Source organism: Aquimarina sp. 433 (assembly GCF_054054605.1).
In genome coordinates this window covers 192,717-205,630 of record NZ_JBSWZK010000007.1, presented here as the reverse complement: position 1 = coordinate 205,630, position 12,914 = coordinate 192,717, and the positions used below count along the sequence as shown (strand labels likewise).

Here is a 12,914-nt window from a genome sequence, read left to right as displayed (position 1 = left end):
ACACAGTGAAGAAATCATATAGCTTCGTATTAATTGGGTTTGTTTTATTTGCTCTTTATATACTTCAGTTTGCACTAGATATAAAGTGGCAATGGCTTTATGAACTTCAACTAAATGAACGATATAAACGCTGGTCCGGAGTATTTGTTGGAGCTTTTATAGTTTTCCAATGGATACTCACCTTGACCAGAACATCAAAAAAACTGATGAAACACTCCATCCGTTTTAGTTTATTACATAAATGGATTGGTGTATTATCTCCGATATTCTTTTATATACACGCGTTAGAATTTGGCTATGGATATCTTGCCTTACTTTCTTATATTTTTTTCATAAATATGATACTAGGCACTATTAACCTTGATATTATAAAAAGCCAAAAAGAGTGGATTTTCAAATCCTGGATGGTTACACATGTTCTCTTATCCGTCGTTATTACGTTTTTAGTAGTTTTTCATGTGGGCGTTGTATTCTATTATGAATAATAAAATAAGATCTTATGCAATTAACTGTAAAAGAAATAATTCACGAAACCGATGATGCAGTAAGTGTGATCCTTAACAAAGGAGGTTTCTTCAATAAAATAAAATATAAATCTGGTCAATTTCTCACTGTCAAAATCCCCATTAAAAATAAAATTGAAAAAAGAGCCTATTCCTTTAGTAGCAGTCCATTTACAGACAAGTTCCTGAGAATTACTGTTAAGAAAGTTCAAAAGGGTTTAGTATCTAATTATATATGCGAACAATTGTCCGCAGGACAAAAAATAGAGATCGAAAAACCAGCTGGAAGTTTTTTTATAGAACCAGACAAAAATGCAAAACATCATTATGTGTTTTTTGCAGGAGGAAGTGGTATCACTCCAATTTTCTCTATTATCAAAACAGTAATAGAAAAAGAACCTTTATCGAATATCTTATTAATTTACGCTAATAAAAATGAAGAGTCTATCATTTTCAAAAAAGCATTAGAAGATCTTAGCGAGAATCATCCAAAACGTCTAAAGATTGAGCATATACTAGAAAAAAGCACTTCTGATCAACCAAATTACCATCAAGATCTTCTTAATGAAGAACTAATTACAGAAATTATTCACAATCATGACCTGACTTATAATTTAGGAAAATATATGATGTGTGGACCTCAAGGTTTTATGGATAAAGCCAAGGAAATATTAGCACAACACGGAATCCAAAGAAATCAAATCAAACTCGAAGCTTTTAACGCCAATTTCATTACATCGAGTAACGCAAAAGACCTTATTAGCAACGTAATTATATATGACGAAAAAAAGAAACACGAAATAAGTGTTGCTGGAGACAAAACCATATTACAAGCAGCCTTATCAGAAAACATACTACTCCCTTATTCCTGCAGATCAGGCATGTGCAGCAGCTGTAAAGCAAAATGTATCAAAGGAGAAGTAAAGATGATCGACGGTCATTTGTTATCAGACGAAGAAGTCGCTAATGGTGATATACTAACCTGCATAAGCTTTCCAAAAAGCAATAATGTAAGCATCAGCTTCATAAAGGATTAACTAATTTATGTTCAAAAAAAATCCACTAAGAAAAAGACAACGAATTGGCTCTTTAATAGGAATCGCTATCGGAATTATAATTTACATTGTCCTACCCTTAAAACAATCAGAAGAATACCTGAGCTTAGGACCTATGAATACTGGTCATGAAGGATTATCATGTAATGCATGTCATACCGATGCAAAAGGAAACCTAGTACAGCAGTTACAATCCAACATCTCCTACACTTTTGGAATGCGCAAAACCATGGCAGACTTCGGCACCGAAAATGTAGACAACAAAAAATGCATGGAGTGTCATGATCGACCAAATGATCGCCATCCAACTCATAGATTTCTAGAACCTAGATTTAAAGAAGCTATTGCAAATATTAATGCTACTGAATGTGAAACCTGCCATGGAGAACATAACGAAACAAGAGTTGTTCTTGCAGATGCTACGTTTTGCGTAAACTGTCATTATGACCTAGAAGTAAAAAACGACCCTATTGATGTACCTCATGACAAATTAATAGCTAATAAGGAATGGAGCACTTGTCTTCAATGCCACGACTTTCATGGAAATCACATTTATAAGGTTGCCGAAAAAATCAAAGACACCATACCTCTAAATCAGATTCAAGCCTACCTAAAAGGAGGAATAGATCCATTTTCTGACAAAAAAAAACACCTTCCTCTAAGTGAAGAAGAATGGCTGAAAATGAAAAAGAAATACACAACGAAATAAATTGACATTGTACTAGTAACCATAAAAACACAGAAGATGAACTTCTCCAATTTTATTAAACAGGTATCAATTTTAGCATTATTAATATCATTAATTTCTTGCAAAGGCGAACCTAAAGAGGAATGCGATATTCCAGAAAATATAACCTATAACGAACATATCGCTTCCATAATCGAAATTCAATGTTTTAAATGCCATGCCTCTGATGTGTATAAAGAAAAAGCATCTAGAGTGAAGATTTTTGATTACCCAAGTTTAAAAAAGATGGGAGAAAGTGGACAACTTGTTGGCTCGATTACTCATGCTCAAGGCTATATCGCTATGCCCTACAGAAAAGAAACAAAAATCGACAGTTGTACTATAGAAACTATCAAAGCTTGGGTTAACCTAGGAATGAAGGAATAACAAAGTACTATCCTTTATTACCAACAAATAACAGCACTTAAAAAACATCTAAAGAAAAATAAATATTGAACCATCTTTTAAAGATACTTTTCTCGAACCGCACAAGTGCGCTACTACTTCTTGTATTTGCTATTTCAATGGCAACAGCTACTTTCATAGAAAATGACTACAGTACAGAAACAGCTAAAGCCTTAGTATACAATGCAAAATGGTTTGAAATTCTTGTTTTACTACTTGCTATTAACTTTATTGGAAATATTTCAAAATACAATCTTTTTAGCCTAGAAAAAGCTCCAATTTTCATATTTCATATTGCTTTTATCATCATCATTTTAGGAGCAGGAGTCACTCGATATAGAGGTTACGAAGCTCTAATAACAATTAAAGAAGAAACCGCTAGTGACCGTATGATTTCGATTGATAGCCATTTACAAATTAAAGCAAGTAACGATTCCTTTGATCAAAGCTACATTAGCAAACCAATACACATGAGTGAAATTGGCTTCAACAACATTAATAATGATTACGTTTTTGATAATAAAAAAGTGAATATAAAACTTCAAGAATATATTCCCAGAGCGCATTATGTAGTTAAAGACAGTACTTCGGGAGCAACATACTTGCATATCGTAATTGCAGACAAAGAAGAGCGGAAAGATTTTTATGTAAAAAAAGGTGATCGTACTAGTATTTATGGGATCCCCATCTCTTTCGAAAACGAGAACAAACAACCTGAAGATATTTTTATTACTAAGAAAAATGATATTTGGAAAGCTTCTTTTCCCAAAGAAACTGACTATTTCTCCATGACACTTAACAAAGCAAGTTCGTATCCAAAAGACAGTTTAGTCCCGTTACAATTTAAAGCACTTAGCGAAATCAATAAAATTCCTTTAGTCTTTAACGAAGTAATAGAAAACAAATATCTAACAGTTGAGTCCAAGGAAAGAACTGCTGACAAGAAAAATCCTGAAGCTGCTATTAAATTATTAATCACATCAGATGAAAAACAACTAGAAACTACAATATTTGGCGGTCCAGGCTATATGAATCCACACCAGACTGTTTTCATAAATGGTATTCATCTAAATATTAGATACGGATCCAAACCCATACAACTTCCATTTTCTATATACCTCAAAGATTTTATTTTGGAACGCTATCCCGGATCAGACAGCCCATCAGCCTTTTATAGCAACCTACAGATTCAAGAAAAAAACAACATGTTTGACTATACCATTTTCATGAATAATGTTCTAAATCATAAAGGTTTTAGATTTTTTCAATCTGCTTACTTACCTGATGAAAGCGGAACCATTTTATCTGTTAATCATGACTACTGGGGAACACTAATCACCTATATCGGATATAGCCTATTAGGATTAGGAATGATACTTAGTTTATGTTGGAGAACATCATACTTTGGATTTATATTAAAACTACTACGTGAAAAATAAGTTTATCTATAGCATTATACTTTTTTTATTTGTCGCTACACCATCACTATCTGGGCAGCAACTGCACAATCTAACGACATACGAGCTGATTGATAGACAACTTATCAATGAAATTCACGCTGAAAAAATTGCCAAAATCCAAATCCAAGATTTCCAAGGCAGAATAAAGCCAATCAGTACATTATCCCTAGAATTATTAAGAAAAATCTATGGTAAAAGTAGGTTTACATATCTAGATAAGGAACATAATAAAAAAAAGCTCTCTCCCACTCAAGTGTTTATTGGCATGCAATACAAACCAGATTCATGGCAATTATTAGAACTCATAAAAATTGAAAAAAAAGCAATACATGAATTAAACCATTTGATTGAAATCAACAATTCGGGACACAGCAGTGTTTCTCAGTTCTTTGATTTTCAAGGAAACTACAAACTAAAACATTTAGTTAACAAAGCTTACTCCAAAGCACCTGGAAAACGTTCTGCTTTTGATAAAGACATTATCAAAATTGACGAACGTGTAAACATCATCTGGGGGATTTTTAATGGTCAATTCTTAAAAATTTTTCCAGACAAAAACGATTCAAATCAGAAATGGCTCTGCCCAATAGATACAGATAGCAACTTTCAAAAAGAAGATCAACTTTTCTTTGATAAAATCATACCTACTTACTTTGAAAATCTTTCTAATGCTATTAAAACTAATGATTGGACAAAACCTGATGAAACGATTGAACTTATAAATAAATTTCAGAAAGAGAATGGAGCTTCAATCATCCTGTCAGAAAACAAGATAAATACTGAAATTTGGTTTAACAACAACCCAATATTTTTATGGTGCCTTATAGGATATTCCTTACTAGGGACTCTACTAATAATTTTAAGTTTCTGGCAAATATTCAAAGATCAAAACAAATTCCTTAAAAAACTTGTCAAAATTATATTGATTGCCATATTTTTAATTTTTATAACACACGGTTCGGGAATCATAATTAGATGGTACATCTCAAATCATGCTCCTTGGAGCAATGGTTATGAAGCTACTATTTTTATAGCATGGATTGGAATGTTAGCTGGATTTATTTTTCAAAAAAACAGTTCTTTTGCACCTGCAGCATCTTCTATCCTTGCGATTTGTTTGATAGGAATAGCCCACGGAAGCTTGATGAACCCGGAAATCACCAACTTAGTTCCTGTACTTAAATCTTATTGGCTACTCATACACGTTGCGGTAATAACCGCCAGTTATGGTTTTCTGGCACTAGGATCATTACTTTCATTAATCACCCTTTTGATCATGTGCTTTCAAGTTTTTTGGAATACCACTAATGCAGAAAAAACCATCCACAGACTCACCAACACAAATCAACTTACTAGCACAATTGGTCTATACATGTTAACTATAGGCACTTTTTTAGGAGGTATCTGGGCAAATGAATCCTGGGGAAGATACTGGGGATGGGACCCTAAAGAAACTTGGGCTTTGATTAGTATTATTATCTACTCCTTCGTCTTACATCTTAGAATTATTTTCCAAAAAAATTACATCTACATTTTTAATGTTTGTAACCTATTTGCACTTAGTAGCTTAATTATGACATTCTTTGGGGTAAATTATTATTTATCAGGTCTTCATTCCTACGCCAAAGGAGATCCATTCCCTATTCCTTATTGGATATATATTATCATCCCAATAGCATTGCTAATCTCCATAATACCCATTTATAGGAAACGATTTAATTAGAATAAAAAAAGCCGGTCATGACTCCTCATAACCGGCAACACAAGAAACACTTAAAGCTACTAGATCTTTAAGGTTTCAAACACTAAATTTTTATGGATTAAGTCCAATCAATATTATTTTTTAATGTAATCTTTTTGATATAGATGTATAATGGTATCCCAGCTTTAAAAGTGTATTATAAAAATACTTAAAAAAATAAACTTTGCCTATAATAACATTAGTTTTACACCCCAATATTACTTAAACAAAGTTTATTTATCCTACTTTTTCACAAAAAGTTGTGAACTATAACGTTAAAGCTTACGCAGCTTTTTCTATTCTTCTAAGCAAACCGATTTCTATATATTCCGTAATCTTGTCTGCCATTTCTATCTTTTTAGTATCAATTGGCATCCAACCATCAATTTTAATCATATCATTAGGATTACTACTAAAAAACATCTCATATTCATACTCCTCTGCATCTTTTGCAAGACCATAGACATGTGGACTATTTTTTACTTTATCGGTAATTCTATTTTTAACGATTTCGATCTTAGACGCAAAATTCAAATTTTCTGTTTCTCCATTTACTTCCACATCTAAAAACTCTGTAATAGCCTCTGTGATTAATTCATTTACATTCATAATTCATTTTGTTTTTGGGTTCATAATTTATTTAAAGCTAGCCAATCAGCAATATATCTTTATAACAACAGAATCAACTTAAGGAACTCCCTATCTTTCTAAGAAGACCTATTTCTATATACTCCTCTATTTTATCTGCTTTTTCAATTCTATCCGTATCTATCGGAATCCATCCATCAATTTTAATCATATCATTAGGATTACTACTAAAAAACATTTCGTACTCATATCCTTTCAATCCATTCACCATACCATAAGAATCTGGACTATTTTTCACCTTATTCGTAATACGTTTCTTTACTATTTCTATTTTAGACGAAAAATCAAGATTCCCAGTATCTCTATGCACTTCTACATCTAAAAATTCAGTAATTGACGCAGTAATTAATTCTTCAATATTCATATTCTTCTTTTATTTTCAAAAAAATCTAAATTACCCCCTTTTTTTAAGGGTTAAATTAAAAATTAAATATATTTCTATGTTTATACCCCCTTAAAAACAATACAAATCTATATATAAAACATATATAAAAACAATTTAACCCCTAAAAAAATAGGGTTAAACACAAATAATTATGTTTTAACAAAAAAAAACCATGATAAATTATCTTTTTGATAATTTAAGATCCAAAAAAATTAATGGAATAGTATTAATTATAATCCTAAAAAACCTATTCATTGTTTGCGAAATACTCATAAAATAAAAAACCTCGTACTATTTCCTATGTATTAGGAATAGTACGAGGTTTAAAAAAATAGTATCTATTTTCTAACTTCTAATGCTCTAAGAAATCAATCAAATGCTCTCTATATTTATAATAATCTGGATGTTCTAAAACATCTTTTCTTAAACGTGGACGTTCAAAATCAATTTCTAAGATATCTCCTACTTTAGCTCTTGGCCCACTAGTCATCATAATTACTCTATCCGCCAAAAATATAGATTCATCAACATCATGTGTAATCATAATCGCAGTTATTTTTTCTTGATTCCAAACTTCTATAAGGACATCCTGCAACTCACCTCTTGTCAGAGAATCTAGCATTCCAAAGGGCTCATCTAATAGTAAAACCTTAGGCTTTAAAGCAAAAGCTCTAGCGATTCCGACTCTCTGTTGCATTCCCTGAGATAATTCTTTTGCCTTTTTGTACATAGCATCTTCTAATCCCACCTTAGACAGATAATACTTTACAATATCATCTCTATCCTTTTTCGTGCCATGAGCAAAAACCTGCTTAACTCCTAGCATTACATTATCATACGCTGTCATCCATGGCAATAAACTAGGCGATTGAAAAATAACACCTCTATCTGGACCTGGCCCTCTTACGGTTTCATTATTAGCTATTATTGTACCTCTAGAAATAGGATTTAAACCTGCTATCATTGTCAATAAGGTGGATTTTCCACAACCTGAATGACCAATAATAGAAATAAACTCTTCATGTTTTACTTTTAAATCCAGATCATCAAGTACAACATAATCTCCTTTTGGAGTAGGATAAATCTTAGTTAATTGAGATATATCTAACATATACTTATCCTCAAACAACCCATTATCAGATCTTCTAATTCCTAACTTTTCAACTGTCTCCATGCTTCATCTGTTTTTATTAACTAAAACTTAATCTTCTAAAAGGTTTTGGCTTGATTACTGGTTTTATATCTGGCAACACATAATCAGCACTTTTCTTAGAAGCTCTTTGCTCTCCAATTTGAATCAAATATTCCATAATACCATTACGAAGCTTTTTGTACTCTTCATTATGATTAAGAGCCGTTTTATCTCTTGGACGCTCCAGATTTATCTTATATTCTGGCCCCAACGTTGCCTTTGGACCAGGTTTCAAGGGAATAATCCTATCTGCCATCAATATCCCTTCATCAACATCATTAGTAATTAACAATGCTGTTTTTTTGTCCTTATTCCAGATATTCAAAATTTCTTTTTGAAGATTCCCTCTCGTTAAAGCATCCAAAGCACTCAATGGCTCATCCATTAGTATTACCTCTGGACTCATGGACAACGCTCTAGTAACAGAAACCCTTTGTCGCATTCCCCCAGAAAGTTCTTTTGGAAGTTTGCCTATCGCTGGGGAAAGATTTACCATTTCCACATAATCTTCCACACGCTTATTTCGGTCTTTTCTAGACATTTTTTTAAACGCCTCTTTTACCGCCATCCCAACATTATTTCTAACGTTCAACCAAGGCAATAAAGAATAATTCTGAAAAATAACACCTCGTTCATGGCTAGGTCCTGTCACAGGCTTACCTTTAAATAACACCTCTCCTTCATCAGGCATTAATAAACCTGATATTAGATTTATTAATGTTGTTTTTCCACTGCCTGTAAAACCAACAATAGCAACAAATTCACCTTCTTCTATCTCTAAATTAATATTAGATAATACTTCTGTACAATCCTTTCCAGTACCAAATGACTTAGAAACATTTCTTAATTCTATGTATGCCATACTATATATTTTAAGCAGCAGCTTCTTCTGTAAAAGTTACAAATTTCTGTACTGTAAACATTAATCTATCTAATAAGAATCCAATGATTCCGATCACAAACATTGCGGCTATTATTTTAGCATTTGAATCATTTGCACCATTCTGAAATTCTTCCCATACAAAAGTTCCTAAACCAGGACTTTGAGAAAGTAGTTCAATTGCGATCAATACCATCCATGCAACAGAAACAGTTATTCTAAGACCTGTAAATATCAAAGGAAAAGACGAAGGCAAAACAATTTTAAATACTTTTTGCCCTACTCCCAAATTTAAAACCTTAGCAACATTTATATAGTCTTTATCCACCGTTGAAACTCCTAAAGTGGTATTCACCAATGTTGCCCACATGGCACATAACCCAACGGCTATAAAAGAAATAATAAAAGACACATCTCCATTATAACTCAAAGTCATAGTTTTCACGATCATATACACCAATAGAAACCAAACCACTGGAGAAACAGGCTTAAATATCTGAATCAACCAATTAAACGAAGATCTTAACGTACTACTTAGCCCCAATATAATCCCTACAGGAACTGCCAAAAACAGTGCTAAAAAGAATCCGGCAAACACGGTTTTCAAACTTGTAAATATTTGATCTACGAATGATGGTCTTCCTGTGTATTTTATCGGATCTAATCCTTGCTCTTCTCGCTTCGCGTTCGTAGCAGCTACCTTTTCTTTAAAAGCTGCTTTCTTTGCTGTTATACTTCTATGATCTGCCAATAATGTTTTAAACGCATCCAAAACCGCACCTGGAGATGGTAAGGAATTAATAGAAGACTCTCCAGATTCAATTCTCTGTAACTCTAGAGTAACTCCAGCATCACCAGACGCTTCTTGAGCTCTTTCTATTTTAAAATCTTTTTCTACATTATATAAATAAGTAGCTCCGGCATGCCATAAAATCAAAAACAATCCTACCGACAAAACAGGTAAGAAAACTTTTTTTAACAAAGCAATTAAATTCTTCTTGGTTTCCTCTCCTGCCGCTAATCTAATAGCTGGTTCAAAAAACCCTAATCCTACAAAATTCAGAATATGAATAGATCTATCTTTCATGTCATTTAATTTATTGCTCCCCAACTACTATCTTCAGATTATGCTTTGTGTCAGAGATTACTTGATTGTTTCTTATTATTCAACTTACTTTTTCTGAGAGAAGGAGAAATAAAAGAGAAAACTCTCTTTTATTTCTCTATGCTTGAAACACCTTCTACATTTTCTTTATTTCCAATACCGAAGCTATTAATGTATCCAATAGGATCTTTCGCATCGAACTTATTACCATCTATAAAATCTGTAGTAGCTGGCTTATACCCATCTGTTTTTGGTAATTCAGAAGCCTCTAAATGCCCTTCTGCTACTAATAAATTAGCTGCTTTAGTCCAAATATCAGGACGATAAATATCTTTGATTGTTTTATCATACCACTCTGCTGGCTTACTTTCTGGAATTTGCCCCCAACGTCTCATTTGAGTTAAAAACCATATACCATCAGAATAGAATGGATACGTTGCATCATATCTATAGAACACATTAAAATCTGGCATCTCTCTTTTATCACCTTTTTCAAATTCAAATGTTCCTGTCATAGAATTTGCTAAAACTGCCTCATCAGCACCAACATATTCTGGCATTGACAATATTTTTACCGCTTCTTTTCTATTACCTGGAGTATCTAACCATTTACCCGCTCTTATCAAAGCCTTTGTTACAGCTGTCGCAGTGTTAGGATACTGTTCAACGAATTTTTTAGTCATTACAAACACCTTTTCTGGATTATTTTTCCAGATATCGTAATTTGTAGTTACCGGTACTCCAATACCTTTAAATACCGCTTGCTGATTCCATGGCTCTCCTACACAATACCCATATATTGTACCTGCCTCTAAAGTAGCTGGCATTTGTGGTGGTGGTGTTACAGATAAAAGAACTTCAGCATCTATCTGACCCTGAATATTATCTTTCGAATACATACCAGGATTAATTCCAGCAGCAGCTAACCAATAGCGTATTTCATAATTATGAGTAGAAACTGGAAATACCATCCCCATTTTAAAAGCTTTTCCTTTATTCTTATAAGACTCTATAACGGGTTTTAAAGCTTCCGCAGAAATAGGATGTATTGGTTTTCCATCTTCACCCTTCGGTACATTTGGTTTCATCTTAGACCAAACATCGTTAGAAACGGTGATTCCATTTCCATTTAAATCCATGGAAAAAGGTGTCACCAACTCCGCTTGTCTTCCAAAACCAGCACCAGCTGCAATTGGCTGACCTGCTAACATATGAGATCCGTCTAATTGCCCGTCGATCACACGATCTAATACATTTTTCCAGTTAGACTGAGCCTCTACTGATACAAAAAGCCCTTCATCCTCGAAAAAACCTTTTTCTTTTGCAATTGCTAAAGGCGCCATATCCGTTAACTTTATAAAACCAAAAGTTAATTGAGGTTTCTCTATAGTTAATTTAGATGATTCTTCTTTGGCCTCTTCCCCACTTGAAGCGATTTCTTTCTTCTTTTCTCCTCCACAGGACAACATAACCAATGCAGTTAAGAAGATCCCTATTTTAAAATTCATTGTTTTCATAATTTGATTTTTGAAATTCAGCTAATAGAATACAACAAAATTAAGTATTAATACTTACTAAAAAAGTTTTAAGGAAAAAAAATACGTATTTATTGCGTTAATTACGTATTTCTCAAATTAGGTAGTTGTAGATTGAATTATTGATAATCTGAATAGGTCAAAAATTAAAATATGAACTCTCTTTAAAACTATTAAAATTGTAATGTTTTGAATATCAATATATTAACTGTATTACAGTATTTTTAATACGGTTTATCCATATTTAGAAAGAATCCTGTTTTACACAAAAAAAACTACGTACCAAATATTTGGTATTCTCAAAAAAAAATAAGTATTTTCGTACTAAATTACTTCAAAAACGTAAACATTTTCTTCTTAGTTTGTAAGTATTAATTTACCCAAGTTCATACCATACTATAGCACTAAAAAGTATAATTTCTTAAAAAATTATTTATGAAAAAAAGAACTATTAAAACCTTGCCCGTCATTTTTATTTTCTTAATAACGTGCGTCACAATAAATGCTCAATCTAATAGCTTTGGATCTATAACTTACGCCAAAGCGATTAATGTATCAGGAAAACAACGTATGTTATCACAGAAAATTTCGAAAGCATACTTATTAATGGCCAAAGGAATCAGCGATCCTTCTATTAAAAAAGAATTAAACTCGAGCAAATTTATATTTGAGAAACAACTTCAAATACTTACCACAAATGCTACAAGCTCCTCTACAAAGTTATCGCTAAAAAAAGTACAAACTTTATGGAATGATTTTAAGGCTATTATTATGAGCCCTCCAGATGTACAAAACTCTTTGCGTATTGTAAAAACAAACACAGCTTTGTTAAAAGCCTGTAATGACGTCGTTATTAGTATAGAAAACAGTTATAATTATAATAATCAGTTTTTTCAAAATAAGAATAAGGATTTTGCAAAAACTATCAATATTTCAGGAAGACAACGTATGTTATCACAAAGACTATGTCTTTATTATACTGCTGCAACCATGTTTAAAGGCGAAGGTCCTGAATTTAAGAAAATACTTAGTGAAACTTACCAAAAATTCGATACTACCATTGGAGAATTACTTATAAGTAGTTATAACAGCACAGAGATCGAAGAAGAGTTAGGAGTTGTAATGTCGTATTGGGAAAAGTTTCAAACAAATCAAAGAGGATTACTTAACGGTGAATTCCCTTTACAAGAAATGTTTGCGACCACAAACCAGTTAACAAAGTCCTTTAATAAAATTACAGGTTTATACGAAGGAATAGCAAACAATTAGTGGATTAGC

At 32.5% G+C, this 12,914-nt stretch carries 13 protein-coding genes; 7 read left to right on the top strand and 6 right to left on the bottom strand.

From position 1 onward, the window contains the following. Positions 1 to 5 precede the first annotated feature (5 nt). From ACWNT5_RS15610 to ACWNT5_RS15585, 6 genes are all read left to right on the top strand, one after another. Entirely contained in the window at positions 6 to 485 is a 480-nt protein-coding gene (locus ACWNT5_RS15610; protein WP_299607077.1) for a hypothetical protein, read from the top strand. Positions 486 to 499: 14 nt separating this feature from the next. Next, on the top strand, positions 500 to 1,540 hold the full coding sequence (locus tag ACWNT5_RS15605) for a 2Fe-2S iron-sulfur cluster-binding protein (protein WP_456517858.1): 1,041 nt from the start codon (positions 500 to 502) through the stop codon (positions 1,538 to 1,540). 7 nt (positions 1,541 to 1,547) lie between these two features. Next, positions 1,548 to 2,267, top strand: a complete 720-nt coding sequence (locus tag ACWNT5_RS15600) for a cytochrome c3 family protein (RefSeq protein WP_456517857.1) — start codon at positions 1,548 to 1,550, stop codon at positions 2,265 to 2,267. Positions 2,268 to 2,303: 36 nt separating this feature from the next. Then, positions 2,304 to 2,672 (top strand): hypothetical protein, encoded by a 369-nt coding sequence (locus ACWNT5_RS15595; RefSeq protein ID WP_456517856.1) that lies wholly within the window; start codon positions 2,304 to 2,306, stop codon positions 2,670 to 2,672. Between the two features lie 137 nt (positions 2,673 to 2,809). Then, entirely contained in the window at positions 2,810 to 4,129 is a 1,320-nt protein-coding gene (locus ACWNT5_RS15590; RefSeq protein WP_456517855.1) for a cytochrome c biogenesis protein ResB, read from the top strand. Further along, complete coding sequence (locus tag ACWNT5_RS15585; protein WP_456517854.1) at positions 4,119 to 5,873, top strand: cytochrome c biogenesis protein; 1,755 nt, start codon at positions 4,119 to 4,121, stop codon at positions 5,871 to 5,873. The genes ACWNT5_RS15590 and ACWNT5_RS15585 overlap by 11 nt, the downstream gene beginning before the upstream one ends. Before the next feature lie 300 nt (positions 5,874 to 6,173). On the opposite strand, the gene ACWNT5_RS15580 is transcribed toward ACWNT5_RS15585, so the two are convergent. From ACWNT5_RS15580 to ACWNT5_RS15555, 6 genes are all read right to left on the bottom strand, one after another. After that, positions 6,174 to 6,500 carry a hypothetical protein gene (locus tag ACWNT5_RS15580; RefSeq protein ID WP_299607071.1) on the bottom strand — a complete coding sequence of 109 codons (327 nt, stop codon included), beginning with the start codon at positions 6,498 to 6,500 and terminating at the stop codon, positions 6,174 to 6,176. Positions 6,501 to 6,573: 73 nt separating this feature from the next. Beyond that, a complete protein-coding gene (locus ACWNT5_RS15575; protein WP_299607070.1) occupies positions 6,574 to 6,903 on the bottom strand; it encodes a hypothetical protein in 330 nt (109 codons plus the stop codon). Positions 6,904 to 7,276: 373 nt separating this feature from the next. Continuing rightward, positions 7,277 to 8,098, bottom strand: coding sequence for an ABC transporter ATP-binding protein (locus tag ACWNT5_RS15570; RefSeq protein ID WP_299607069.1), 822 nt, complete (start codon positions 8,096 to 8,098; stop codon positions 7,277 to 7,279). 16 nt (positions 8,099 to 8,114) lie between these two features. Beyond that, positions 8,115 to 8,978 carry an ABC transporter ATP-binding protein gene (locus tag ACWNT5_RS15565; RefSeq protein WP_299607068.1) on the bottom strand — a complete coding sequence of 288 codons (864 nt, stop codon included), beginning with the start codon at positions 8,976 to 8,978 and terminating at the stop codon, positions 8,115 to 8,117. 10 nt (positions 8,979 to 8,988) lie between these two features. Next, positions 8,989 to 10,083 carry an ABC transporter permease gene (locus tag ACWNT5_RS15560; protein ID WP_299607067.1) on the bottom strand — a complete coding sequence of 365 codons (1,095 nt, stop codon included), beginning with the start codon at positions 10,081 to 10,083 and terminating at the stop codon, positions 8,989 to 8,991. A 128-nt stretch (positions 10,084 to 10,211) separates the two neighbouring features. Continuing rightward, entirely contained in the window at positions 10,212 to 11,618 is a 1,407-nt protein-coding gene (locus ACWNT5_RS15555) for a CmpA/NrtA family ABC transporter substrate-binding protein (RefSeq protein ID WP_456517853.1), read from the bottom strand. 453 nt (positions 11,619 to 12,071) lie between these two features. On the opposite strand from ACWNT5_RS15555, the gene ACWNT5_RS15550 reads away from it, so the two are divergent. Beyond that, positions 12,072 to 12,905, top strand: coding sequence for a type IV pili methyl-accepting chemotaxis transducer N-terminal domain-containing protein (locus ACWNT5_RS15550; RefSeq protein WP_299607065.1), 834 nt, complete (start codon positions 12,072 to 12,074; stop codon positions 12,903 to 12,905). Positions 12,906 to 12,914 lie beyond the last annotated feature (9 nt).